The sequence below is a fragment of the [Ruminococcus] lactaris ATCC 29176 genome (assembly GCF_025152405.1).
GTDB lineage: Bacteria > Bacillota > Clostridia > Lachnospirales > Lachnospiraceae > Mediterraneibacter > Mediterraneibacter lactaris.
Genome location: NZ_CP102292.1, coordinates 1,812,794 through 1,838,651, shown reverse-complemented (window position 1 = coordinate 1,838,651; position 25,858 = coordinate 1,812,794). Strand labels below are relative to the sequence as shown.

Below are 25,858 nucleotides of genomic sequence, written 5' to 3'. Positions count from 1 at the left end.
GGAGGTAAAGTATATGATGAAACTTGATAATTTTGTAGGAATGATGACAGGACATTTTGATAATAATCAAAGTTGCAAAAGGAATGTTGCAGACTGGAAAATATCATATGAAGAAATTGCAAAAATAGTAGAATTGACCATAGACGAAGTTAAAACTTTGGACGAAAAAGTGATTGTTTAGCATAATGTGGTAAGGATATAGCAAAATCGCTTGGAGGGTACTGGTTGTTGTGAGTAGAATAATGGATGATATGCGACAAGAGGTAATGCATGAAGAGGCTGTTCGAATATCCAAAAGAATATTAGAACCAGATTCCCCAAATAAGAAAAAATGAAATTGAAATCAAGCAACAAATGCTCAAAATTATTCCCCAACTTAAAAATTTGGGGAACACTGGAAATCGTTAATTAGCCGGAAAGACAAATTTCTTGAAAATACTGATAAATACATAGCTGTATTATATATAGGTAGCAATACAGGCAGGAAGGTAAATTCAGAAGTTCGCAAATCAGGCTGGAATGTAATCGTTTAGCACAAACACGGCGTATATAAAAACTGTATATATTAACCAAAGAACTCTTGCATAATCCAATAAAATTGTTATAATTGACTTATTAGATATAGTAAGTATAGGAGGTTTTTGACGTGAAGCAGTTAAATGAAAAAGTTGCTATTGTAACAGGGGCAGGACAGGGAATTGGTAAAGGAATTGCCCTTTGTCTTGCAAAGAGAGGCGTAAAGATTGTTGCAACGGGTCGCCGTCTTGAACCGATTGAGCAGACAATCGCAGAAATTAAAGAACTTGGTGGAGATGGCTTTGCTATGAGCTGTGATTCCGCTGACAGAGCAAAAGTAGAAGAAGTTGTTAAAGCAACAGTCGATACATATGGAATAGTGGACGTTGTAGTGAATAATGCACAGGCAATCGTACCTTCTGCTCCGGTTGAGGAGACTACTTATGAAAATATGCTCAAAGCCTGGGAGAGCGGAGTGATCGGTTCTCTTAATTATATGCAGGCAGCATTCCCTTATATGAAAGAGCAGCATGAGGGAAGAATTATTAACTTTGCTTCGGCGACAGGTATGTTCGGTATAGCTGGTCAGTTAGCTTATGGCTCTAATAAAGAAGCATTAAGAGGTCTGACAAAGATCGCTGCAAAAGAATGGGGACAGTATGGAATTTGTGTCAATATCGTTCTTCCAGGTGCAGAATCACCGGCGGCTAAGGCCTGGGCTGCAAAATTTCCGGAGGAGTATGCAAAGCAGGTAAACTTGAATCCGATGAAGAGATTTGGTGATCCTGAAAATGATATTGCTCCTGTTATTGCATTTTTGGCAGGACCGGATTCGTGCTATTATTCAGGACAGAGTGTGATCGTAGATGGTGCGAATTCCATTATGCCATAGTCTGTTCTCCGGAATGGTTAGTATCAGGAGAAAAGCTCTGGCAGAGCCGATTATAATACGGTGAATTCTATGATAAAGAACGTGTAAGAAATAAATCCCATAGCCGGGGTGCAGACAACCGGCTATGGGATTTATTTATATACGCATGAAATCGATCTCATAAAAATATATTGCACTTATGCTTCGGAATAGGTATCCTATATTTATTGAAGTGGTGGTCAAAATATTTGTGAAGTACGATAGGAGAACTTGAGTAAAATGTATGAGATAATGAGTGCTGATGAGGCAATAAGGTTGATCCGGGATGGGGATTGTATTTGTGTAAATTCTTTCGTTGGGATTGAAAATCCGACAGAACTTCATGAAGCAATTTACCGCAGATACCAGAAAATGCAGTCACCAACGCATCTGACAATGATTTCCAGTGCAGGGTTTGGTGTTTGGGATGAAGAACATAATGCGGAAGGATACATAAGGGAAGGAGCAGTTGATAAGCTGATCTGTGGACATTTTGGAGCAATGCTCAGTACCAAGAAGCTGGTGCTGGAGGATCGGTTTGAGGCGTATAATCTTCCTCTTGGCTGTATTTCCCATGCAATCCGGGCACAGGCAGGAGGGCTTCCAGGAGCATTATCCAAAGTTGGACTGGATATTTTTGTAGATCCGAGAAGAGAGGGTCCGGGGATTAACCGTGTTTCGATTGACGATTCTCTTGTGAAACATGTCGAAGTAGATGGAGATGAATTTCTTTATTATAAACTGCCTAAGATCACGATCGCACTGATAAAAGGAACGGCAGCAGACCGGAAAGGGAATATCACCTTTGATGATATGTTTATGTCGGGAGATGCACTGTCAATCTGTCAGGCAGTAAAAGCGAACCGAGGTAAGGTGATTGTGCAGGTCGATCGTCTTGTTGATACGCCATCCCGTCCGAGAAATGCAATCATTCCAGGATGCCTCGTGGACGCAATTGTTGTAGCAGAACCGGAAGAAAAAAATGAAGCATATAAAGCATTAACCGGAAGTTTTGAAATTCCATATGAAGAGTGGAATCAGTGGAGTGAAAAGCTGGAACAGGTGTCTGCGAAGCAGCCAAAAAATACAACAGTAGCGAACATTATTGGCAAAAGAGCAGCAAAAGAACTGAGAGTCGATGACATTGTCAATATTGGAATCGGGATTCCGGAAATGGTTTCACGGTATGCAAGAAAAAGCGGTATGCTTGATATGGTGACACTGACGGTGGAATCCGGTGGAATCGGAGGATTCCCGGTTTCGGGTGAGGCATTTGGAGCAATGATCGGAGCGGCATCCGTTTATGATATGGCAAATCAGTTTGATCTTTATGACAATGGAGGTCTGGATGTTTGCTTTATGGGGGCGTTGGAAGTAGATAAAGAGGGAAATATTAACGCTCATAGAGGCCCTGGAGCATTTGCCGGAATAGGCGGATTTGCCAATATCACAGCAAAAACGCCAACCGTTGTATTCTGTCTGAGCTTTAATGCGAAAGGGCTAGAAGTTACGCAGAAAAAAGGTGTTGTAACAATTGAAAAGGAAGGTTCTGTTCCAAAGTTTGTAAATAAAGTAAAAAGTGTAAGTTTCTCCGCAAAACGTGCAATTTCAAATGGACAGAAAGTACTGTATGTGACAGAGAGGTGCGTATTCCGGCTGACACCAAAAGGGTTAAAGCTGATTGAAGTGTATCCGGGAATCGATATACAGAAAGATATTTTATCGCAGTTGCTGTTTGAAGTGGAAATATAGTAGAATGAAAAATCTTGATCTGGTATTTCAGGGAGTAGAAATCCGGTTCCATATGCAGATTTGAAATCAAAGAAATTTGTGGTGTCTGTTGTACTTTTTAACGATTTGAAGAAAAAAGTTGTATGAATTGTATGAAAAATATGAAAAATATAAAAAACATTGACAATTACACATTCGCGTGATAAGATAATCTTCGTCGCTGAGAACGGCACTGAAATCATAGAGCAACTTCTGATAAAGAGGAAGGCGTGGAAACGGACAGTCCCTGATCGAGAGGTAGTTCAATAGAATGATTCATAAGAGAAATTAATAACAACTTATAAGAATTGTTAAAAAGTGGTTGACAGAGAAGTTCGGATGTGATAACATAAATGAGCTGTCAGAGGGAAGCGATTGAGCAACTCACGAGCAGCAAAAGAAAATAAAAAAGTTCTTGACAAAGAGAAAAGCTTTTGATAAAATATAAAAGCTGTCGCTTGAAAAGAACAGCAAAAAGAACCTTGATAATTGAACAATAGACAACAATAACCCTTGAAAATTTCTTTAAGAGAAGATTTTCGAAAAGCGAAGACTGCACGAACAAAGCAGCAGTTTTGAAAGCTTGCTTTCAGAAAGCGATGCTTGTGAGTATTGGCGAAGCCACGAAAGCGAAAAACGAAGTTTTGAGCTTGAGGCAGTCGAGCGAACGGTTAAAAACCAAACAACAGTAAAAAGGGAAGAATTAGCTAGTATGTTGATTCTGAACTGGATACAAACACTTTTAACGAGAGTTTGATCCTGGCTCAGGATGAACGCTGGCGGCGTGCTTAACACATGCAAGTCGAGCGAAGCACTTAGGAAAGATTCTTCGGAGGATTTCCTATTTGACTGAGCGGCGGACGGGTGAGTAACGCGTGGGTAACCTGCCTCATACAGGGGGATAACAGTTAGAAATGACTGCTAATACCGCATAAGACCACAGCACCGCATGGTGCAGGGGTAAAAACTCCGGTGGTATGAGATGGACCCGCGTCTGATTAGTTAGTTGGTGGGGTAACGGCCTACCAAGGCGACGATCAGTAGCCGACCTGAGAGGGTGACCGGCCACATTGGGACTGAGACACGGCCCAAACTCCTACGGGAGGCAGCAGTGGGGAATATTGCACAATGGGGGAAACCCTGATGCAGCGACGCCGCGTGAGCGAAGAAGTATTTCGGTATGTAAAGCTCTATCAGCAGGGAAGAAAATGACGGTACCTGACTAAGAAGCCCCGGCTAACTACGTGCCAGCAGCCGCGGTAATACGTAGGGGGCAAGCGTTATCCGGATTTACTGGGTGTAAAGGGAGCGTAGACGGAGCAGCAAGTCTGATGTGAAAACCCGGGGCTCAACCCCGGGACTGCATTGGAAACTGTTGATCTGGAGTGCCGGAGAGGTAAGCGGAATTCCTAGTGTAGCGGTGAAATGCGTAGATATTAGGAGGAACACCAGTGGCGAAGGCGGCTTACTGGACGGTAACTGACGTTGAGGCTCGAAAGCGTGGGGAGCAAACAGGATTAGATACCCTGGTAGTCCACGCCGTAAACGATGACTACTAGGTGTCGGGTGGCAAAGCCATTCGGTGCCGCAGCCAACGCAATAAGTAGTCCACCTGGGGAGTACGTTCGCAAGAATGAAACTCAAAGGAATTGACGGGGACCCGCACAAGCGGTGGAGCATGTGGTTTAATTCGAAGCAACGCGAAGAACCTTACCTGCTCTTGACATCCCGGTGACGGCAGAGTAATGTCTGCTTTTCTTCGGAACACCGGTGACAGGTGGTGCATGGTTGTCGTCAGCTCGTGTCGTGAGATGTTGGGTTAAGTCCCGCAACGAGCGCAACCCCTATCTTCAGTAGCCAGCGGTAAGGCCGGGCACTCTGGAGAGACTGCCAGGGATAACCTGGAGGAAGGTGGGGATGACGTCAAATCATCATGCCCCTTATGAGCAGGGCTACACACGTGCTACAATGGCGTAAACAAAGGGAAGCGAACCCGCGAGGGTGGGCAAATCCCAAAAATAACGTCTCAGTTCGGATTGTAGTCTGCAACTCGACTACATGAAGCTGGAATCGCTAGTAATCGCGAATCAGAATGTCGCGGTGAATACGTTCCCGGGTCTTGTACACACCGCCCGTCACACCATGGGAGTCAGTAACGCCCGAAGTCAGTGACCCAACCGTAAGGAGGGAGCTGCCGAAGGTGGGACCGATAACTGGGGTGAAGTCGTAACAAGGTAGCCGTATCGGAAGGTGCGGCTGGATCACCTCCTTTCTAAGGAAGAAATGCTTTCTTTCGTCTGGAACAATCCAACTAAAACGGATGAAATATTTCCTTTCATTTGGAATAATCCAACGAGAACGGAAGAAAGAAGTAGAGGAATTTTACTGTTGTCTATTGTTGGGTTATCAAGTAACCTAAAGCTTTTGGTGGCGATGCGTTCAGGGGCAACACCCGTTCCCATCCCGAACACGATGGTAAAGACCTGAACGGCCGATGGTACTGCACTGGAGACGGTGTGGGAGAGTAGGTGGCCGCCAAATTTAAAAAGAAAAAGACAAGGTCTGACGGAAACTTCAGAAAACTAAGGTTCGAAAAAACCTCACCAAGAATTCTGAAGTACCAATCGACTAACGTGCGAAAAGACCGCACGAAGTCTTTAGGTATAGATACAGGCACAGATGAGCAACAACTTATCACCGCCAACCCAGTCAGCAGGGCAGTGCTGTTATGATAACTGGTTTCACCAGTGATTAGATATACAAAGAGATTTGTGTATGTAATGACTGATGAAAGTCGGTCAGGATGCGAAGCTCGCATCTTTATGTACCTTGAAAACTGCATATAGTGAAAATCAATAGATTAAGATAAATATCTAATCAAGACATCCGAGGTAATGTTAACAACATTAACTTAAGATCTGAAGAAAACAGATTCAAAAAAAATTGACTATCACCAACGCATGCAACGCTATGCATGTGTGGACATTATCCCATTCCCGTGGGATGAGGTCGAGTTGGTTATGCTGATAAGAGCGTATGGTGGATGCCTTGGCACTAAGAGCCGATGAAAGACGTGATAAGCTGCGAAAAGCTTCGGGGAGGGGCAAATACCCATTGATCCGGAGATTTCTGAATGGGGAAACCTACCTGAGCAAACCTCAGGTATCCTGACGCCAATCCATAACGTCAGGAAGGGAACCCGGTGAACTGAAACATCTAAGTAGCCGGAGGAAGAGAAAACAACATGTGATTCTGTGAGTAGCGGCGAGCGAAAACGGAAGAGCCCAAACCAGTGTGCGTGCATGCTGGGGTTCGGACCGCGGAATTGATTCAACAAGTTTAGCAGAACGGTTTTGGGAAAGCCGGCCAGAGAGGGTGAAAGCCCCGTAAGCGAAAGACGAGTTGACATGGCGGGATCCAGAGTACCACGAGACACGTGGAACCTTGTGGGAATATGCGGGGACCACCCCGTAAGGCTAAATACTACTTAGTGACCGATAGTGCATAGTACTGTGAAGGAAAGGTGAAAAGGACCCCGGGAGGGGAGTGAAAAAGAACCTGAAACCATATGTTTACAAGCTGTGGAAGAGCTTTATATGCTCAACCGCGTACTTTTTGTAGAACGGTCCGGCGAGTTACGCTGGCTGGCGAGGTTAAGCACTGAAGGTGTGGAGCCGAAGGGAAACCAAGTCTGAATAGGGCGAAGAGTCAGTCGGAGTAGACCCGAAACCGGGTGATCTATCCATGTCCAGGTTGAAGTTGCCGTAAAAGGCAATGGAGGACCGAACCCACATCCGTTGAAAAGGGTGGGGATGAGGTGTGGATAGGGGAGAAATTCCAATCGAACCCGGAGATAGCTGGTTCTCCTCGAAATAGCTTTAGGGCTAGCCTCATACGAGTCTTGCGGAGGTAGAGCACTGAATTCCTAAGGGGGCGTCAAAGCTTACTAAGGGATATCAAACTCCGAATGCCGTGTAGATGATGTATGGGAGTCAGACGATCCGAGATAAGTTGGGTGGTCAAAAGGGAAAGAGCCCAGACCAACAGCTAAGGCCCCAAAATGTGTGTTAAGTGGAAAAGGATGTGGGATTTCGAAGACAACTAGGATGTTGGCTCAGAAGCAGCCATCCATTCAAAGAGTGCGTAATAGCTCACTAGTCGAGAGGTCCTGCGCCGAAAATGTCCGGGGCTGAAACACACTGCCGAAGCTTTGGAATTGATGAATTTCAATTGGTAGAGGAGCATTCTTAAAGAGACGAAGCAGTACCGGAAGGAGCTGTGGATTTTTAAGAAGAGAGAATGCCGGAATGAGTAGCGAGAGGAAGGTGGGAATCCTTCCGGCCGAATATCTAAGGTTTCCAGAGTAAAGCTGATCTGCTCTGGGTAAGTCGGGGCCTAAGGCGAGGTCGAAAGACGTAGTCGATGGATAACAGGTTGAAATTCCTGTACTATCCTGTAACAGAACTGTGGGGACACAGGCAGAGAGCGTGAGCCGGGAATGGAAAGACCGGTACAAGCGAGGTAGGAGAAGAGCTGGCAAATCCGCTCTTCAATCTGAAGACGTGATGTGGACCGAAAAGAAGTAGGGAAGCACGTGAGCTGACTGTCAAGAAAAGCCGCTATTGTTTGCAGGATACCCGTACCGTAAACCGACACAGGTGGATGAGGAGAGAATCCTAAGGCCGACGGGAGAAGCATTGTTAAGGAACTCGGCAAAATGACTCCGTAACTTCGGGAGAAGGAGTGCCAGTAAGATGGCCGCAGAGAATTGGCCCAAGCAACTGTTTAGCAAAAACACAGGTCTATGCAAAACCGAAAGGTGAGGTATATGGGCTGACGCCTGCCCGGTGCTGGAAGGTTAAGGGGAGAGGTTAGCCGTAAGGCGAAGCTTTGAACTTAAGCCCCAGTAAACGGCGGCCGTAACTATAACGGTCCTAAGGTAGCGAAATTCCTTGTCGGGTAAGTTCCGACCCGCACGAAAGGCGTAATGATTTGGGCACTGTCTCAACAATGCACCCGGTGAAATTGAAATACCAGTGAAGATGCTGGTTACCTGCGCCAGGACGGAAAGACCCCATGGAGCTTTACTCCAGCTTGATACTGGGATTCGGTATTGTATGTACAGGATAGGTGGGAGGCTTTGAAGTGGTTACGCCAGTAGCCATGGAGCCGCTGTTGGGATACCACCCTTGCAGTACTGGGTTTCTAACCAGCAGCCGTGATCCGGCTGGGGGACAATGTCAGGTGGGGAGTTTGACTGGGGCGGTCGCCTCCGAAAGGGTATCGGAGGCGCTCAAAGGTTCCCTCAGAATGGTTGGAAACCATTCGAAGAGTGCAAAGGCAGAAGGGAGCTTGACTGCGACACCGACGGGTGGAGCAGGTACGAAAGTAGGACTTAGTGATCCGGTGGTATAAAGTGGGATTGCCATCGCTCAACGGATAAAAGCTACCCTGGGGATAACAGGCTTATCACTCCCAAGAGTTCACATCGACGGAGTGGTTTGGCACCTCGATGTCGGCTCATCGCATCCTGGGGCTGAAGTAGGTCCCAAGGGTTGGGCTGTTCGCCCATTAAAGCGGTACGCGAGCTGGGTTCAGAACGTCGTGAGACAGTTCGGTCCCTATCCGGCGTGGGCGTAAGATATTTGAGAGGAGCTGTCCTTAGTACGAGAGGACCGGGATGGACTGGCCGCTGGTGTATCTGTTGTCTTACCAAAGGCATAGCAGAGTAGCCAAGCCGGGAAGGGATAAACGCTGAAGGCATCTAAGCGTGAAGCCCCCCTCAAGATGAGATATCTCATAACGTCAAGTTAGTAAGACCCCTTGAAGACGACGAGGTAGATAGGGCAGAGGTGGAAGTGTGGTAACACATGGAGCTGACTGTTACTAATAGGTCGAGGGCATAACCAAAGCAGTGATAGGTAAATGGATGATGGTGTTGGTTTTAACTGTATGTAGTTTTGAAAGTATATAAATATAGAAGATAGTTTTGTAGGGAAGCAGTACTCTGGTGAGTATTGCTTTTTTGACGTTATCAGTGTTGCACTTCGGGGTAATGTTATGGATATGGCTGTCGGTGTTATCATAGGTGGAGCTTTTTCAGGAATTGTAACTTCACTGACGGATAATTTTATTAACCCGGTTTTAAATGTCCTGACAGGTGGGAAGATTTATTCACTTGAAGATGTAGCCGGATTCGCATCCAGTTTTCTTTCTGCAGTTGTGAATTTTATCATTATGGCATTTATTTTGTTCTGTCTGATGAAAGCGATCAATAAGCTTGTGAATCTGAGTAAGCCAGAAGAAAAGCCTGCAGCACCGACAACAAAAGTCTGTCCGTTCTGTCAGAGCAAGATCAGCATCAAGGCAACGCGTTGCCCTCATTGTACATCTGTTCTGGAAGAGAATGTTGCAGAAGAAAAATAAATTGTAGATATCAGAGTGAAGATTAGAATAAGTTTTTTCCTGAATCCGGGAAGAAACTTATTCTTTTTTAGTTGACTTGTAAATGATATAAAGATGTTGGGGTCAAAAGCCCCCAACAATGATGCCAACGGATTGTTTCGTGCTACGCACTCCCACAATCCTACCCGCTATTCGCATATCATGGTGCTTACGCCCCACTTTTATGCTCATATCGGGGCGGGTCTCAAGGTCATTCTACCACCAGTGTGCAAGCACACGTGGTTTCAGACCTTTTGACCCTGACATCATATAAATAATAAAAAGCTTTTAAAAAGAAAAAATATTACAAAAGAAAAATATCATGGTTGTGAGGAAGCCAAATGAAGACAGTGAAAAAGAGAACTGTATCAATTATTCATGAATTGATTGGAAATGAGGAATTGATGACACTTTCAGAACTAGCAGAAAAATTTGAAGTTTCTCAAAGAACCATACGAAATGATTTAAAATTAATCAATGAATTGTTGAAAGAAATGGATTTAGGGAAAATCAGACTTGTGGGAGGAAGGATTATCTGTCCCAGTTCATTTGGACAGGTGTTGAAGGCAGTTCCGAAAGATGATTTATATACATACAAGCTTTCACAGGAGGAACGTATCGAAATTGCAGCCTCTTTTCTGATTAATACAGTGGAATATATTACGATGTCTGTGATTGCAGACAATCTGGTTGTAAGCAGGTCAACGGTTATCAATGATTTAAGTAAGATAAAAGCGTATATTGGTCAAGGTAATCTTAAAGTACTTTCTCATCCTAATAAAGGACTGCGAGTAGAGGGAAAAGAGAGCGATAAAAGGCTATTTCTAATGAATATCAAAGGAAATGGTGTAGAAAAAGAACAAAAAGATATTGTAGAAAGTATTGTATTAAAGCAACTGAATCTCAGAACAGACAGTTGGCAGAAAATCAGAGAGATATTGTACGAAGCAGTGTATCTGGATCAGAGTCGTTTGCGGGAAGATTCTTTCGAGAAGATCGTATTATATTTAGGAATTATGATTCATCGTAATCAGCAGGGAAGTTACATTGAAATACAAAAGAGACAACCAAATAGTAAATATCGGATGGCACAGAATATTTTGATTCAGATTGCCAAAGAATATTTCATATCTCACAAAGAAGATGAAGTACAGTTTTTGAGTGAACTTCTTATCTGCGAAAAATTTTCCGGTTATGTATCAGAAAAGAACGAAATGAAAGAGCAGTTAGATTCTGCAATTTATGAGGCAGAGATATTATTGAAAAAAAGCAGAAGAATTGTAAAGGGATATTTTAGTCAGTCAGCGGAAATATGGGAACATTATGATACAGTTGAATTACATCATTTCCTTCCTGCGTCTCATATCCAACTGGGAGTGGAGTGTCAGGATTGGAAAGAAATTGTTGAAAACATGGGCAGATGGATGTATGAGCGTGGATATGTTGAAAAAAGATATGTGGCATCTATGATTGAAAATACCGAAAAAAATGGTCCATATATTGTTGTATTACCTGGGTTTGCAATTCCTCATGACGGGCAGGGCAAGGGCAGCATTATTTCAGGAATGTATCTTGTCAGTCTCAGGCGACCGATTCCATTCGGAGTTGAAAAGTTTGATCCGGTGGAGTTTGTCTGCTGTTTTAGTGCGGTGGATCTGAAAGTACATATGAAAGCATTTTTCAGTCTTATCAGTATGTTTAGAAATAATACTTTTAAGAGAAAATTACGAGAATGTAAAACATCTCAGGACGCAGCTCATCTGATTGAAGAATATGAATTCGAATAGGAAATAAAATGGTTGAAGATATTGCAAATTTTTTTGAAATATCTTCAACCATTTTATTTTTTGCAAAATTCAGGAAAAGAATTTGACTTTTTTCTTCGTGAAAGATGCGCAATAATTAAGTCATTCTGGAAATTACATCCAGGTATACAGATTATATTTGGAAACATTTGCAAAAAGTGTCGAACGAAATTTGTTATGATCCGTGAATTTCCGAATATAAATAAAGCAGAATGGCGGATGGAAAATAAAACCTGTTCATCAGGAAGAATCTGCCGGAAAGGAAGGAAAGATGCGGATAACGGAACGAAAAGAAGTTTCAAATGAGAAAAAGCAAAGAAACCGGCGTTGGTTCTCATTACTACTTGGAATCTGCCTGCTTGTATCAATGCAGCTAAGTGCATTTGCGGAATCGCAGAGTGCGGAAGGCATACCGGAGGCAGTAACCTCTGGATCCGGACAGTTACAAGAGCAGTCCGGAAAGACAGAAGAACGGTCAGCTGGGAGCGGACAGACACAAAAAGAACAGACAGCTGAAAACAAGCAGACGATGACAGAAGAGCGATCAGCTTCAAATGAGCAGATAAAGAATGAAGAACAAAAAGAAAAGAACGGGCAGGAGACGACAGAGGATCAGTCAGTGGCAGAAAAATCTGCGGCTGATAGATCAGAACAGCAGGAACGAGCTGTTTCAGGGAAGATTGAAGCAAAAGTTTATCTTCGTTACAGTAATGAAGTGCCCTCAGCCATCAATAATGCATTTGCTATGGGAGAATTTGGCCCTTCAGGAAATGACAAGCCATATTTCACAGTAACGGTTGATCTGGATGAGCTGAATAAAAAAGTAAATTCCTATAGTTACTGGCAAGATTATGGACGAGGAAACTGGGTAGAATATATCTATTATTCAATCGACAGTGACGCAAGATGGAATCAGCAAAATACGAGACTGGAAAGTGTTACAAAATTATGGCGGGAAGCAATTACTTCAGCCATGAGTGCAGCAGATCAGGCAAAGTTCACCAATGTATTTGGTGAGAATATGTTTGTAGGATATGTCCTGAAAAGAGAGGGGAGTGGATGGCATATTGACGGAGTTCTGGCAGAAGATCCACCGGTGTATGTTGTGGAGCTGTATGATGCGGAAAATAATGGACTTTTTGCCATTTCTTCAAATGATACAAAACTTCCGGGAGTTACTTACAGGGAATTTAAAAGGAAAGCAGAGGAGATTCTGGGTGGTCAGAATTATCAGTATGAAGAAGGAAATGACCACATTATCATGACGTATCAGAAAGACGGAGTAACATATCAGACAGAAATTGTGCCGAAGTCAGATGGTGCAGATGCGTCTTACGTAAAAAATTATCATGTGTATCCTGCACAGGGGAAATTTGCATACCGGACGGTAACGGCTGATACGTATTACCTTTGCAGGCTCAAAATGACAACCAGGCAGGTCGGTACAGATTTATGGATTGAAAAGAAAGTTGCCGGAGGTGCGGCAGACCCAAAAGAACATTTTACGTTTGTTCTGACAAAAACATCGCTTGCCGGAACCAGTTACAGCGTCAGCTATGAAGGAATTGCAGAAAATGACGGGGCAGGGCATCAGGAAACACTTACATTTGATGGAAATGGAGTGGCAAGGCTGTCTTTAAAGAATGGAGAAAAAGCCAGAATCCTGCAGATGCCGTCAGGGGATGTTCAGATCAAAGAAGAAAATGGTGATTATGTAACAAAAGTTACAGTAAATGGAATTTCTGAAAAGTACAGTGATGCATCGGGAATAAAAATCCAGCTTTCCAGTGAGAAGACAGAATTGGTTTTTACAAACCAGTTAGATGCACAGCCACCGACAGGTGCAGAACTGCTAAGTGTGCCATACTGGCTGATGGGAGGAACTGCACTGGCAGGACTGCTGGGCAGCAGAATTACAGGCAGGAGAAGAAAAGACAGAAAGAAAAAGTTTTTTTAGAAAGACAGAGCAGGAAAGATGGACAAGGAAAAATTAAAAAAACTTCGAAGATCAGATTTTTTCAAAGCGGTATTCCTTATCATTTTTGTATTTGTTACAGGGTGGGTCATATTTGGATTTACCCGGGTGTATGGTTCAGCAATGAAACCGGCAGCATGTGACGGGGATATTCTGATGTATTACCGCCTGCATACAGAATATAAAGCAGGAGATATGGTTGTTTATCAGGCAGACGGACTTCTGCATATTGGAAGAATTGCGGCAGTGCCGGAAGAAACTGTGCAGATCACAGAGGAAGGTGAACTGGTGATCAATGGATATACGCAGGCTGATACAGAAGTATTTTATGAAAAAGGACCTGCAAATGGTACGGAAGAACAATCGCTTGGAAAAGGGGAATATTATATTCTGGCGGATGATCCTTCCTCAACGGAGGACAGCAGAAGTTATGGACCGATCTTGCGGAAGCAGATCAAAGGCATTGTGGTTACGCTGATCCGCAGAAGAAATTTGTAGAAGGGAATCCATGGTTTTTGGCGGGATCATGCTGAAGAAGCAGGAAGATCCGGAAGCCGTCAACGATCATCTATCATAGTTGGGAGGTTGTCCACAACATAATATTAGGTAGAAAAATCTAATGGATCCAATAAAAATAAAAAGAAAGGAAATGCATAAGCTTTTTGCTTCTGAAGGTTTTATGCTAAGGTGAAAAATGAAGAATAATATGAAAAAGCTGGCAGCAGCACTGCTGTCAGGAACAATGCTCCTTGGAATGACAGGGTCTGTATTTGCTGCAGACGCACAGACAGATGCAATGTCTGTATCGGTAACTGCAAATGATACGAGTGCAGTACTCACAAAAACCTGGACTGCGGCAGAAAATGGACTTCTGAAAGATGGGGAAGAATTTACATTTCAGTTAACCTATGACAGTGTGGAGGCAGTTTCAACCAACGTACCTGCATCTCCACAGTATATGAATCAGCTTCTGAGTGCAGGAATGGCAGTTGATACAACCCTGTCAGCACAGTGGAAAACCAGTGCGGCAGGAGGAAATACAAGTTCTGCAACGAAATCGTATGTAGATTTATTTAACGGGATTTCCTTTACGACACCGGGAACGTATCATTTTACCCTGTCAGAAAATGCAGGAACAAATCCGAATATTTCTTATGATACAGCAACGTATGAAATTATAGTGCAGGTAGTGTGGAAGGATAATTTTGAAGGACTGAAGATCAATGGTGTCAGTACAGCACAGGGGGAAAATAAGTTAGATGGAGCAGCCTTTGAGAATAATGCGGCTGCAAATAAGATACTTACGGTTTCTAAAAAAGTCGGAGGCGGTGCAGCCAACAAAAATGATGACTTTACATTTAAAGTAACGATCACAGGAATTGACGGAACATATTCCACTAACGTTGCCGGAAAAACGATCACCAATGGAACAGAGACAGAATTTACATTAAGACATGGCGAAACCTTTGTAGTTAAGAATCTTCCTGAAAATGCATCCTACACGGTTGTTGAGACTGATAAAAAAGGTTATCAGAAGACCGAGGTAAGTGTAAATAAAGAAGCAAATCAGACCAGTGATACAGCAGAAGGTACAATCCGGATGGATGGTGAAAATACAGTAGACTATACAAATACAAAGACTGTGCCGTCACCGACAGGAATCGCACTGGAGATTCTTCCATTTGCTGTTCTCTTCCTTGCAGCAATCGCAGGAGGCGTTGTATTTTTCCGCAGAAAAAGAGGATGATCTATGGAGCGTAAGGCAGAGTATTGTCTGACGCAGATCTTCCACTACCTGGTAAATGGTCTGGCAGCGATCGTGTTTTTCTGCTGCATTGCCTATTCAGGATATGCACTGTGGGATAACTGGAGCATATTAAAGGAACCGGATCAGGTAAGGGAGGATCTGATCCGGTATAAACCTGCAAATGAAGAGGAATTAAGTTACAGTTTTCAGGAACTGAAAGCAATGAATCCGGATGTATGTGGATGGCTTACACTGGATCATACGAAAATAGATTATCCGGTTGTACAGGGAACAGATAATTTTGAGTATCTGGAAAAGGATGTGCTTGGAAATCCATCTGTGGCAGGAAGTATTTTTCTTGATGCAAAATCTGACAGAAACTTTCATGATTTCTATACTGTGATTATGGGACACCATATGCAGGGCAGAAAAATGTTCGGGGATATTGATTTATATACCGATGTTTCTTTCTTTGAAAAAAATACAACCGGGACACTTTACGTGGAAGGCAGGATCCTGAAGCTGGAGACGGTCGCAATCCTGAAGGCAGATGCGTATGATAAATATGTATACCGGACAGACTGGAAAGAGAAAGAAGAAAAAGAAGAGCTGATCCGGCACATTTACGAACTGGCAGTCCATACACGGGGGCAGCGGCTGACGGTGGAAGATCAGATGATAGCATTATCTACCTGTTCTTCAGGAAATACAAATGGCCGTCATCTTCTGATCTGCAAAGTGATAAAGGAAAATACAGTGGAAGGAAGTGAAACAGAGTGAAAAGAAAGAAAAGTTTCTGGAATATGTTCGTAGCAATGACGAGTGTTCTGATGATGACAGTGATTGGAGCCTGCACAATCTATGCAGCGGAAGAAGGCGGCAGTGCCGAGGTCAATGTACAGACAAAAGTCAGTGGAACAGCACCGGAAAAAGAAGTATTTACGTATACACTGAAAGAACAGGGAGCTTCAGACAACCAGGAAAGAAAGCTGACGGTTGAAGGAGCTGGAACGGGAACATTTCTTTTTCATTATACCCAGCCGGGGGTATACAGTTATATTTTAAAGCAGGAGAGCGGGACAAAAGCAGACTGGACTTATGATTCCGAGGTCTATTATGTAGATGTCTATGTAATGTGGGATGAAAAAATGGAGTCACTGGAAACCGTGACAGTCTATTTTGACAGTGAAGGAAATAAGAGCGAGCCGGTTTTTGAAAATAAATATCAGCAGCCGGAGAAAAGAACGCAGGCCGTTGTAAAAAAAGTAAGATCTGCTAAAACCGGAGATGAAGATATACTTTCGGGATGGGCAGTCCTGATGATACTGGCAGCAGGAACCGGTGTCTTGGCATACCGGAAAAAGGCAACCCGGCAGAGAAAATCATAAAAAACAGAGAAAATGCAGCAGAAAGCAGGAGAGACTGTATACAGGGAATAACTTTGTATACAGTCTCTTTTTTTGCTGCATAAACGCTATGATATCAATAGTAGTATTTTCGAGCAGAATTTGATACAATAGGAAATAACATAAAAGCTCAAAGGAGGAAGGAATATGGGACTTATCAGGGCAGCAATCAGTGCGGTTGGCGGAACAATGGCAGATCAGTGGAAGGAGTTTTTTATCTGTGAATCACTGGATGTGGATGTTCTTGCGGTAAAAGGGCAGAAGCGGATCGGCAGCCGTTCGGCAAATAAAAAAGGAAGTGATAATCTGATCACAAGTGGGTCGGGAATTGCAGTGGCAGATGGACAGTGTGCTTTGATCGTGGAGCAGGGAAAGATTGTAGAAGTATGTGCGGAACCGGGAGAGTATACTTATGATGCATCGACGGAACCGACGATCTTTTCAGGAAATCTTGGATCATCACTGGATCAGGTATTTGATGTGATCGGCAAACGTTTTACATATGGAGGAGACACCGGAAAAGATCAGAGAATCTACTATATAAATACAAAGGAGCTGATCGACAATAAGTTCGGAACGCCGAATCCGGTTCCGTTCCGTGTAGTAGACAGAAATATCGGTCTGGACGTAGATGTAGCAGTGCGGTGCAGCGGAGTTTATTCCTACAGGATATCAAATCCACTTCTGTTCTACGCAAATGTATGTGGAAATATAGAGCAGGAATACAGAAGAGAAGAGCTGGATCATCAGCTTAAGACGGAATTTATCAGTGCATTGCAGCCGGCATTTGCAAAAATTTCAGATCTGGAGATCCGTCCCAATGCACTTCCGGGACATGTAACAGAGCTGTGTGATGCGATGAATGAGGCACTGACAGGAAAATGGGCAAATACGAGAGGAATTACGGTCGTATCCGTTGCCATTGGAACGATCGATCTGCCGAAAGAGGATGCTGAGATGATCAAGCAGGCACAGAAGACTGCGATCCTGCGTGATCCGATGATGGCAGCAGCAACTCTGACAGAGGCTCAGGCCGGTGCAATGAAGACGGCAGCAGGCAATTCCGCAGGAGCCATGACCGGATTTATGGGAATGGGAATGGCAGCACAAAATGGAGGAATGAATGCTCAGAATCTGTATCAGATGGGAGCTGAGATGGCTCAGCACAATGCAGGACAGAACCAGCAGAATGTCAGCAGCCAGCCGCATATGACAGCACCGGGCAAGGGCGGTGAGAAAGAAGCAGCAGGAAAGTGGACCTGTGCCTGTGGAGCTGTGAATGAGAAAGAATGGAAGTTCTGTCAGGAGTGTGGAAAGGAAAGACCACAGGAGGGATGGATCTGTAGCTGCGGTGCGGAAAATAAAGGAAAATTCTGCACAGAGTGTGGAAAACCCCGTCCGAAAGGAACTCCTGTGTACCAGTGCGACAAGTGTGGATGGAAACCGGAAGATCCGAAGAATCCACCGAAATTCTGCCCGGAATGCGGAGATCCATTTGATGCAAATGATATCGTCGGATAAAAAGGAAGAAAGATAAATGAGTGAGTTGATACAATATAAGTGTCCGTGTTGTGGAGGAGCTGTAGAGTTTAACAGTACTGCACAGAAAATGAAATGCCCGTACTGTGATACAGAGTTTGAAATTGAGACGCTGAAGAAGTATGATGAGGAACTGAAGCAGGAAAAGCAGAAGGAAGATCAGATGCAGTGGCAGGAAGATGCCGGAAGTCAGTGGGGAGAAGAAGAGACCTCAAAGATGAGGGTTTACCATTGCGAATCCTGTGGTGGTGAGATCATAGCAGATGAGAATCAGGCTGCCACAAAATGCCCGTACTGTGATAATCCTGTTGTAATGAAAGGACAGTTCCAGGGAGATCTGAGACCGGATTACGTGATTCCGTTCAAGCTGGATAAGGCTGCGGCAAAGGAACGGTTTAAAAGCCATCTGAATGGAAAGCCGCTCCTTCCGAAAGTATTCCGCAGTGAGAATCATATTGATGAGATCAAAGGGATCTATGTTCCATTCTGGTTATTTGATGCGGATGCAGAAGCAGATATCCGTTATAAAGGAACGACTGTGCGGACATGGAGTGATTCGGATTATAATTATACCCAGACCAGTTACTATTCTATTTTACGAGGGGGACGGATCGGGTTTGAACGGGTTCCGGTGGATGGTTCTTCCAAGATGGAAGATGATCTGATGGAATCCATCGAACCGTATGATTTTAAGGATGCGGTGGATTTTCAGACGGCATATCTGGCAGGCTATCTGGCTGATAAGTATGATGTGAATGCAGAAGAAAGTATCGGCCATGCGAACCGCAGGATCAGACAGAGTACAGAGGATGCTTTTCGTGCCACGGTAAAGGGATACAGTGGTGTGGTGGTAGAAAATTCCAATGTCCGGTTGGAAAATAGCAGGGTAAAGTATGCACTTTATCCGGTATGGATCTTAAATACTACCTGGCAGGGAAAGAAATATCGGTTTGCCATGAACGGACAGACCGGAAAATTCGTAGGAAATCTGCCGACAGATAAAGGAGCCTATGTCCGCTGGTTTGTGGGGCTGACAGCAGGAATCAGTGTAGCAGCATTTAGTATCTTATCCCTGTTGTGGATGTTGTAGGAGGAGTGTGGAATATGAACAGAACAAGATCGAACAGACGAATCCTGCTTCTCTGTACTCTGCTTGTATGTCTTGTGAGTATGCTGATGATCCGGTTTTCTGCAGCAGCAGAGGAAAATGTCATACCGGAAACGAGGCAGCTCCCACGGCTGGTAGACCGTGCGGATCTTCTCAGTGAACTGGAAGAGGAAGAACTGGAAGCAAGACTGGATGAGATCAGTGAGCGGCAGCAGGCAGATGTGGTGGTTGTGACGGTGAACAGTCTGGATGGAAAGTCTGCACAGGATTATGCAGATGATTTTTATGATTATAATGGCTATGGAATTGGCACAGACAAAAGCGGTATCCTTCTGCTTGTCAGCATGGAGGCAAGAGACTGGCATATTACGACCACGGGATTCGGGATCAGAGCGATCACGGATGCTGGTCTTGATTACATATCGGATCAGTTCCTGCCTTATTTGAGTGATGGAGAATACCTGGATGCATTTGAGACTTATGCAGATCTGTGCGATGAATTTCTTACGCAGGCGAAAACCGGGAATGCATATGACGGAGATCATATGCCTAAAGGTGCGTATCCCTGGTTGAAAAATCTGCTGATCGCACTTGGAAGTGGCGTTGTGATCGCACTGCTGATCGTGGAAGGTATGAGAAGAAGTCTGAAAAGTGTAAAAATGCAGCGTTCGGCAGAAAACTATGTCAGAGCGGGAAGTATTCAGGTGACAAGACGGCAGGATCATTTCCTGTATACCAGAACAAGCAAAAGTGCGAGGCCGAAGAACAATTCAGGATCTTCCGGATCAAGTACGCATACGTCGTCTTCAGGAACAAGCCATGGTGGCGGTGGTGGAAAATTTTAAGGGAAAAATATGAAGAAAATAGTAATTATAGAAGATGATAAAATACTCAGGGAAGAACTGGAAATCCTGTTAAACGACAGTGGATATCAGGCAGAGATCCTTTCTGACTTTACTGATGCGGCTGCCCAGGTCAGGCAGATCCGTCCGGATCTGGTTCTTCTTGATATCATACTGCCCGGAGCAAACGGGCAGTATATTCTGCGTCAGATCAGGGAAAAATCGGATGTTCCTGTCATCATGCTGACCAGCAAAGACGGGGAAGTAGAAGAGATCATGAGCCGCAGCAGTGGGGCAGATGATTATGTGACAAAACCCTACAATCCAACCATCCTGCTTTTGCGGATTGAAACGATCTTACGGAGAACGGAGCAGACCGGCAGACAGTCGGAGCAAAGGGCATCTTCTGTCCGGGGAGAAAAGGCAGAAGGTGAAGCAGTTCAGGAAGAACTGCAGGATGAAGAACTCCGTCTTAACCTGCTGAAAAGTACGGTTTCTTATCACGGAGATGAAGTAGTATTATCGAAAAATGAACTGGCAATCCTGCATTGCCTGATGAGCAGGAAGGGGCAGATCGTTTCAAGGGATGAGCTGATGGATCATCTGTGGGATATGAGCGAATTTGTTGATGATAATACACTGACAGTCAATATCAACCGTCTGAGAAAGCGTCTTGCACAGATCGGTTTGGAGAATAAGATAGAGACGAGACGGGGACAGGGGTATCTGCTATTATGAGTTTAAAAAAATATTTAAAGGATCACAGGCTTCATCTTTTGCTGGGACTGCTGGCAGAGGGTGTGGCGGAGGCGGTCCTATGGTTGTTCGCAAGTCCGGTGGCACTACAGGGATTTGCTTTTTTTTGGCTGACCGGGAGTATCGGAGTGATTTTTGGATACGATTTCCTGAGAAAAAGAAAATTCTATAAAAAAGTGGAAGAAAATCTGTCGCAGCTTGAAGAAAAATATCTGCTGACGGAATTACTGGATGAACCGGAATTTCTGGAGGGACAGATCCTCTGCAGGGTGATCCAGGAAATGGAACATTCCATGACAGATACAGTAGAGCAGCAGATCAGGAAAAATGGAGAATTTAAACGTTATATTGAGACCTGGATCCATGAGATCAAGATTCCGATCGCAAGTACAAATCTGATTTTGTTCAATCACCGGGAAGATATGGAACGGAGAATGAAAGAGCAGATCAGAAGGATTGAGAGTTACGTGGAGCAGGTTCTGTATTATCTGCGAGGCGAAGTACCGGAGAAAGATTATTGTATTGGAGGTTATGGCTTAAAAGAGATTGTACAGAGTACCGTCAGGGACAATAAGGACAGTCTGATCCTGAATGGCTTTTCTGTTCTGGTTGAACTGAGAGACGAGAAGGTGTATACGGATCGTAAGTGGCTTCAGTTTATGCTCGGTCAGATTTTAAGCAATGCGGTCAAATATGCCGCGGAAGACGAAAGAAAAATCAGGATTTTTACAAAAAAAGTACAGTCCTCGGAGAACAGCTCCGGAGAAGCCGGTATCTGGCTTTGGATAGAAGATAACGGAATCGGGATCACAGAAAAGGATCTGCCGAGAATTTTTGAAAAATCATTTACAGGCGACAATGGAAGGAAAAGCAGTTCTACAGGAATGGGACTGTATATCTGCAGGAGATTATGCGAGGAACTGGGACATAAGATTCTGGCTGAATCAGAACCGGGAAAGTATACAAGGATCGGAATTTTATTCCGGGAGAGAGAAGCGGATGTCTCTGTCGGTTTTTAAAATCTGAAGAAAAGGGAATCTTACAGAAGTGTAAGGTTTTGTCAGCAAAATCAATGGCTCATTTTACCGGGAGAAGCTACAATGGCGGTAACAGGCAGAAAGGAGAAGATAAAATGAGTGAACTTCTGAAGATGGAACATCTGGTAAAATATTATGGAAATAAAACCAGTCTGACCAAGGCATTAAATGATATTTCCCTGACTGTGGAGCAGGGAGAATTTACAGCGATCATGGGGGCTTCGGGATCAGGAAAGACGACACTTTTGAACTGCATTTCTACAATTGACCGCCCCACAGGAGGAAAGGTCTGGATCGACGGAGTCTGCACATCGGAGTTGAAAAAGGGAGAACTTGCGGATTTCCGCAGAAACCGCCTGGGATTTATTTTTCAGGAATTTAATCTGCTGGATACACTGACAGCTTTTGATAATATCGCACTGGCATTGCAGATCCAAAAGTGTCCGCATGATAAAATAAAAGAGAAAATAGAGGCAGTGGCACAGAAGCTCGGGATCAGAGAAGTGCTTGAAAAGTATCCGTATCAGTTGTCAGGTGGTCAGAAGCAGAGAGTTGCCGCAGCACGGGCAATCATCACACATCCAAGCCTGATCCTTGCGGATGAGCCGACCGGAGCATTGGACAGTAAAAGTTCCAAAGACCTGCTGGAAAGTCTGAAGCTTTTAAATGAAACAGAGCATACAGCGATCCTGATGGTGACGCATGATGCCTATACAGCCAGTTATGCCCGGAGGGTTATTTTTATTAAAGACGGAAAGGTATTTCACGAACTGTTAAAAGGAACAGAAGAACGGAGAAGTTTCTTTGAACAGATCATGGATGTCATTTCACTTCTCGGAGGTGACATGAATTATGCTGATTAGACTGTCGATCAAAAATATCAGGAAAAGTATCAAAGATTATGCAATCTACTTTTTTACACTGGTACTGGGTGTCTGTATCTTTTATGTATTCAATGCGATCGAAGGGCAGTCTTCGATGCTGGAGGTGTCCAGGACAAAGTCAGATTCCATCGATCAGATGGTGTGGGCAATTTCAAGCATGAGTATTGTTGTATCCCTGATCCTTGGATTTCTGATTGTGTATGCCAACCGCTTTCTGATGAAAAAAAGAAACCGGGAATTTGGAATTTATCTGATACTTGGAATGAAAAAAGGCGATATTGCAAAGATTCTTTTCGGTGAGACGCTCTTGGTCGGAGCAGTCTCGCTGACTGCAGGACTTCTTTTAGGAATCGGACTGAGCCAGTTTATGTCACTGCTGGTGGCACATATGTTTGAAGCAGATATGGGCAGATTTGTCTTTACGGTATCCATTCCGGCGATTGGGAAGACGATTTTGTATTTCGTGATCATTTATGTGATCGTGATTCTGATGGATACAGTTCTGATTATGAAGACCAGGCTGATCGATCTGCTATTATCGAAGAAAAAGAACGAAAAGGTCCATCTGAAAAATCCGGTCATCTGCTGTATTATATTTGTAGCAGCGTGTATCATGCTGGGAACAGCATATTATAATGTTACTGCCGGACAACTGGATACAGAGGCTGAGGTCATGATACAGATCCTGCTTGGAATTGTAGGAACATTTCTGGTCTTTTGGTCCGTCAGTGGTGCTTTGTTTCAGATCATGAAAAAGTGTTCCGGGATTTATTATAAAAGACTGAATTCTTTTGCTTTCAGCGAGATACGAAGCCAGGTCAATACTTCCGTGGCGGCAGGAACGATCATTTGTCTGTTGCTTTTTGCTACCATTTGTATTCTCTCCAGTGCCTTTGCCCTGAAAGATTATAAGGCGAAGCAGGTGAAGAAGGTAGCCGGAATTTCAGTCAGTATGGAAAAATGGACAACGGATGGAAAAACGGTCAGGGATGTACTGGAAAAATCAGAATTTGATTTTTCTGCCTTCCAGGACTGCCATGAATTTTATACTTATGAAACCAGAGAAGTTACCATGAAAGATCTGATGGGAAGTGCAGGGGAAGAACTGCTGAAGACGCAGCAGGGATTCGAGGAATTTCTGGATTCTGAAGTAGAACTGATCCATGAAAGTGACTACAACCGGGCAGCAGAACTGTACGGTTATAAAAAAGTCCACCTTGGAGCAGCCGGCTATGCGGTGAGTGCAACAACAGAATTTTCCAAAAAGTATTTTAACAAAGGATTAAAAGAAAAGGTCCGGCTTACGATTCAGGGACAGGTACTTGATGCAGCAGAGGAAAAATGCCAGGAAACGTATCTGATGATGTCGTATTCAGACCAGAATATGGGGGTAGTGATCGTACCGGATACAATATCTTTTCCCAAAGAAAGCAGACATGCTTCTTATCTGCTTGCCGATTATTCCCCCAAATATGATACAAAAGAGTTCAGAAATTATATGGACAGTGATGAATTTCGATATCAGAAAGAGTTTACGGAAGATGAGCTGCTTTCTGTCAGTACGCAGTCGGAGATCTATGATGAAAGTATCGGGTCCAGTGGAGTCGTGATTTTTGTGGCAATTTATCTTGGTCTGGTATTTATCATCAGCGGGGCAGCACTCCTTGCATTGAAAGAACTGTCCGATGCCATTGACGGAAGAGAAAAATATCGGATTTTACAACAACTGGGAGTCAGTGAAAAAGAGCTTGGGCATACATTATTTTTACAGATGGCAGTCTTTTTTGCTTTCCCGTTGCTCCTTGCCATGATCCATTCCATTTTTGGTATCCAGGTATGTATTGAACTGCTCAGTATTTATGATATAAAAGCAATCATTCCGGCATTGCTGATCTGTGCGGCGATGATCGTGGGAATTTATGGAGGTTATTTCCTGCTTTCATACAGAGGATGTAAAAGAATTATAATAACCAAAAGAATCCGTTGAAAATCGTTCTCATAAAATGTATAATTAAAACGTTGGGAACATGGTAAAGTGCTTCTGACAACATCTTGCAGATGGCGTGAAAAGGAGAAAAAAATGAGTATTAAGATTGGTATTTTAGGTTATGGAAATCTTGGAAAAGGCGTAGAATGTGCGATCAGACAGAATGAAGATATGGAATTGGCAGCAGTCTTTACGAGAAGAGATCCTGCAACAGTGAAGATCCTGACAGAGGGAGCAGCAGTGTGCAGAGTAGAGGATGTAGAAGCATGGAAGGACAAGATTGATGTTATGATCCTTTGTGGAGGAAGTGCGACAGATCTTCCAGAACAGACTCCGAAATATGCAAAGCTTTTCAATGTGATCGACAGCTTTGATACACATGCAAGGATTCCTGAGCATTTTGGAAATGTAGATGCAGCAGCAAAAGAGGGCGGCAATGTAGGAATCATTTCCGTAGGCTGGGATCCGGGAATGTTCTCACTGAACAGATTATATGCCAATGCAATCCTTCCGGATGGAAAAGATTATACATTCTGGGGAAAAGGTGTCAGCCAGGGACATTCTGATGCAATCCGCAGAGTAGAAGGTGTAAAAGATGGAAAGCAGTATACGATCCCTGTAGAGGCGGCTCTTGAGGCAGTAAGAAATGGAGAAAATCCGGAACTTACAACAAGACAGAAGCATACAAGAGAGTGTTTCGTAGTACTGGAAGAGGGAGCAGATGCTGCAAAGGTTGAAGAAGAGATCAAGACCATGCCGAACTATTTCTCCGATTATGATACAACAGTACATTTTATCAGTGAGGAAGAACTGAAGGCGAACCACAGTGGAATCCCGCATGGTGGATTTGTACTCCGCAGCGGAAAGACAGGCTGGAATCAGGAGAACAGTCATCTGATCGAATACAGTCTGAAGTTGGATTCCAACCCGGAATTTACTTCTTCTGTACTGATTGCATATGCAAGGGCAGCATACAGACTTGCCAAAGAAGGACAGTCAGGATGCAAGACCGTTTTTGATATTGCTCCTGCATATTTAAGTGCAAAGAGTGGAGAAGAACTGAGAAAGAATCTGCTGTAAGATTCCGTGAAAAGAAAAAGCAGACAGCCAGAGATAAGAGAAAACCTGCCGG

At 43.8% G+C, this 25,858-nt stretch carries 19 protein-coding genes and 3 rRNA genes; all 22 read left to right on the top strand.

Annotation, left to right across the window (positions count from 1 at the left end):
- Positions 1–13 precede the first annotated feature (13 nt).
- The 22 genes from NQ541_RS08630 to NQ541_RS08525 all read left to right on the top strand — a co-directional run bounded on the left by NQ541_RS08630 (position 14) and on the right by NQ541_RS08525 (position 25,806).
- A complete protein-coding gene (locus NQ541_RS08630; protein WP_155813743.1) occupies positions 14–181 on the top strand; it encodes a hypothetical protein in 168 nt (55 codons plus the stop codon).
- 465 nt (positions 182–646) lie between these two features.
- Positions 647–1,408, top strand: a complete 762-nt coding sequence (locus NQ541_RS08625) for an SDR family NAD(P)-dependent oxidoreductase (RefSeq protein WP_005612898.1) — start codon at positions 647–649, stop codon at positions 1,406–1,408.
- A 258-nt stretch (positions 1,409–1,666) separates the two neighbouring features.
- Positions 1,667–3,178 (top strand): CoA-transferase, encoded by a 1,512-nt coding sequence (locus NQ541_RS08620; protein WP_005612900.1) that lies wholly within the window; start codon positions 1,667–1,669, stop codon positions 3,176–3,178.
- A gap of 759 nt (positions 3,179–3,937) precedes the next feature.
- Positions 3,938–5,468: ribosomal RNA gene (locus NQ541_RS08615) — 16S ribosomal RNA — on the top strand.
- Positions 5,469–5,619: 151 nt separating this feature from the next.
- Positions 5,620–5,737: ribosomal RNA gene (rrf, locus tag NQ541_RS08610) — 5S ribosomal RNA — on the top strand.
- A 475-nt stretch (positions 5,738–6,212) separates the two neighbouring features.
- Positions 6,213–9,106 (top strand): 23S ribosomal RNA (locus tag NQ541_RS08605).
- Together the 16S, 23S and 5S rRNA genes form the textbook arrangement of a ribosomal RNA operon.
- 150 nt (positions 9,107–9,256) lie before the next feature.
- On the top strand, positions 9,257–9,622 hold the full coding sequence (gene mscL, locus NQ541_RS08600; protein WP_005608771.1) for a large conductance mechanosensitive channel protein MscL: 366 nt from the start codon (positions 9,257–9,259) through the stop codon (positions 9,620–9,622).
- A 93-nt stretch (positions 9,623–9,715) separates the two neighbouring features.
- Complete coding sequence (locus NQ541_RS13200) at positions 9,716–9,898, top strand: hypothetical protein (RefSeq protein ID WP_081442907.1); 183 nt, start codon at positions 9,716–9,718, stop codon at positions 9,896–9,898.
- A gap of 83 nt (positions 9,899–9,981) precedes the next feature.
- Positions 9,982–11,427, top strand: coding sequence for a BglG family transcription antiterminator (locus tag NQ541_RS08590; protein WP_005611898.1), 1,446 nt, complete (start codon positions 9,982–9,984; stop codon positions 11,425–11,427).
- Positions 11,428–11,716: 289 nt separating this feature from the next.
- The gene (locus NQ541_RS08585) at positions 11,717–13,402 is read left to right on the top strand and encodes a cell envelope integrity TolA family protein (protein WP_147644448.1); all 1,686 of its coding nucleotides are present in this window, start codon (positions 11,717–11,719) and stop codon (positions 13,400–13,402) included.
- A gap of 18 nt (positions 13,403–13,420) precedes the next feature.
- A complete protein-coding gene (gene lepB / locus NQ541_RS08580) occupies positions 13,421–13,918 on the top strand; it encodes a signal peptidase I (RefSeq protein WP_005611903.1) in 498 nt (165 codons plus the stop codon).
- A 196-nt stretch (positions 13,919–14,114) separates the two neighbouring features.
- The gene (locus tag NQ541_RS08575) at positions 14,115–15,167 is read left to right on the top strand and encodes a DUF7601 domain-containing protein (protein WP_005611905.1); all 1,053 of its coding nucleotides are present in this window, start codon (positions 14,115–14,117) and stop codon (positions 15,165–15,167) included.
- Between the two features lie 3 nt (positions 15,168–15,170).
- Positions 15,171–15,947 carry a class B sortase gene (srtB, locus tag NQ541_RS08570; protein WP_005611907.1) on the top strand — a complete coding sequence of 259 codons (777 nt, stop codon included), beginning with the start codon at positions 15,171–15,173 and terminating at the stop codon, positions 15,945–15,947.
- Positions 15,944–16,555: a Spy0128 family protein gene (locus tag NQ541_RS08565; protein ID WP_005611909.1), complete on the top strand. Its 612-nt coding sequence runs from the start codon at positions 15,944–15,946 to the stop codon at positions 16,553–16,555. Before srtB ends, NQ541_RS08565 begins: the two co-directional genes overlap by 4 nt.
- 165 nt (positions 16,556–16,720) lie before the next feature.
- On the top strand, positions 16,721–18,094 hold the full coding sequence (locus NQ541_RS08560) for an SPFH domain-containing protein (RefSeq protein ID WP_005611912.1): 1,374 nt from the start codon (positions 16,721–16,723) through the stop codon (positions 18,092–18,094).
- Between the two features lie 16 nt (positions 18,095–18,110).
- Positions 18,111–19,202 carry a TFIIB-type zinc ribbon-containing protein gene (locus NQ541_RS08555; RefSeq protein WP_005611915.1) on the top strand — a complete coding sequence of 364 codons (1,092 nt, stop codon included), beginning with the start codon at positions 18,111–18,113 and terminating at the stop codon, positions 19,200–19,202.
- A gap of 14 nt (positions 19,203–19,216) precedes the next feature.
- Positions 19,217–20,065 carry a TPM domain-containing protein gene (locus NQ541_RS08550; protein WP_023922694.1) on the top strand — a complete coding sequence of 283 codons (849 nt, stop codon included), beginning with the start codon at positions 19,217–19,219 and terminating at the stop codon, positions 20,063–20,065.
- Positions 20,066–20,074: 9 nt separating this feature from the next.
- Positions 20,075–20,800: a response regulator transcription factor gene (locus NQ541_RS08545; RefSeq protein ID WP_005611919.1), complete on the top strand. Its 726-nt coding sequence runs from the start codon at positions 20,075–20,077 to the stop codon at positions 20,798–20,800.
- Positions 20,797–21,837, top strand: coding sequence for an ATP-binding protein (locus NQ541_RS08540; protein WP_005611921.1), 1,041 nt, complete (start codon positions 20,797–20,799; stop codon positions 21,835–21,837). The genes NQ541_RS08545 and NQ541_RS08540 overlap by 4 nt, the downstream gene beginning before the upstream one ends.
- Positions 21,838–21,950: 113 nt before the next feature.
- Entirely contained in the window at positions 21,951–22,718 is a 768-nt protein-coding gene (locus tag NQ541_RS08535) for an ABC transporter ATP-binding protein (protein WP_023922699.1), read from the top strand.
- On the top strand, positions 22,708–24,726 hold the full coding sequence (locus NQ541_RS08530) for an FtsX-like permease family protein (protein ID WP_005611924.1): 2,019 nt from the start codon (positions 22,708–22,710) through the stop codon (positions 24,724–24,726). The genes NQ541_RS08535 and NQ541_RS08530 overlap by 11 nt, the downstream gene beginning before the upstream one ends.
- Positions 24,727–24,819: 93 nt before the next feature.
- Complete coding sequence (locus NQ541_RS08525; RefSeq protein WP_005611926.1) at positions 24,820–25,806, top strand: diaminopimelate dehydrogenase; 987 nt, start codon at positions 24,820–24,822, stop codon at positions 25,804–25,806.
- Positions 25,807–25,858: the final 52 nt, after the last annotated feature.

Bases quoted from the DNA above. Each gene is read 5' to 3' on its own strand.
- lepB (WP_005611903.1), top strand. From the start codon at position 13,421: ATGGACAAGGAAAAATTAAAAAAACTTCGAAGATCAGATTTTTTCAAA.
- NQ541_RS08530 (WP_005611924.1), top strand. From the start codon at position 22,708: ATGCTGATTAGACTGTCGATCAAAAATATCAGGAAAAGTATCAAAGAT.
- srtB (WP_005611907.1), top strand. From the start codon at position 15,171: ATGGAGCGTAAGGCAGAGTATTGTCTGACGCAGATCTTCCACTACCTG.
- NQ541_RS13200 (WP_081442907.1), top strand. From the start codon at position 9,716: ATGTTGGGGTCAAAAGCCCCCAACAATGATGCCAACGGATTGTTTCGT.
- mscL (WP_005608771.1), top strand. From the start codon at position 9,257: ATGGATATGGCTGTCGGTGTTATCATAGGTGGAGCTTTTTCAGGAATT.
- NQ541_RS08560 (WP_005611912.1), top strand. From the start codon at position 16,721: ATGGGACTTATCAGGGCAGCAATCAGTGCGGTTGGCGGAACAATGGCA.
- NQ541_RS08585 (WP_147644448.1), top strand. From the start codon at position 11,717: ATGCGGATAACGGAACGAAAAGAAGTTTCAAATGAGAAAAAGCAAAGA.
- NQ541_RS08525 (WP_005611926.1), top strand. From the start codon at position 24,820: ATGAGTATTAAGATTGGTATTTTAGGTTATGGAAATCTTGGAAAAGGC.
- NQ541_RS08630 (WP_155813743.1), top strand. From the start codon at position 14: ATGATGAAACTTGATAATTTTGTAGGAATGATGACAGGACATTTTGAT.
- NQ541_RS08555 (WP_005611915.1), top strand. From the start codon at position 18,111: ATGAGTGAGTTGATACAATATAAGTGTCCGTGTTGTGGAGGAGCTGTA.
- NQ541_RS08545 (WP_005611919.1), top strand. From the start codon at position 20,075: ATGAAGAAAATAGTAATTATAGAAGATGATAAAATACTCAGGGAAGAA.
- NQ541_RS08550 (WP_023922694.1), top strand. From the start codon at position 19,217: ATGAACAGAACAAGATCGAACAGACGAATCCTGCTTCTCTGTACTCTG.
- NQ541_RS08620 (WP_005612900.1), top strand. From the start codon at position 1,667: ATGTATGAGATAATGAGTGCTGATGAGGCAATAAGGTTGATCCGGGAT.
- NQ541_RS08535 (WP_023922699.1), top strand. From the start codon at position 21,951: ATGAGTGAACTTCTGAAGATGGAACATCTGGTAAAATATTATGGAAAT.
- NQ541_RS08575 (WP_005611905.1), top strand. From the start codon at position 14,115: ATGAAGAATAATATGAAAAAGCTGGCAGCAGCACTGCTGTCAGGAACA.
- NQ541_RS08540 (WP_005611921.1), top strand. From the start codon at position 20,797: ATGAGTTTAAAAAAATATTTAAAGGATCACAGGCTTCATCTTTTGCTG.
- NQ541_RS08590 (WP_005611898.1), top strand. From the start codon at position 9,982: ATGAAGACAGTGAAAAAGAGAACTGTATCAATTATTCATGAATTGATT.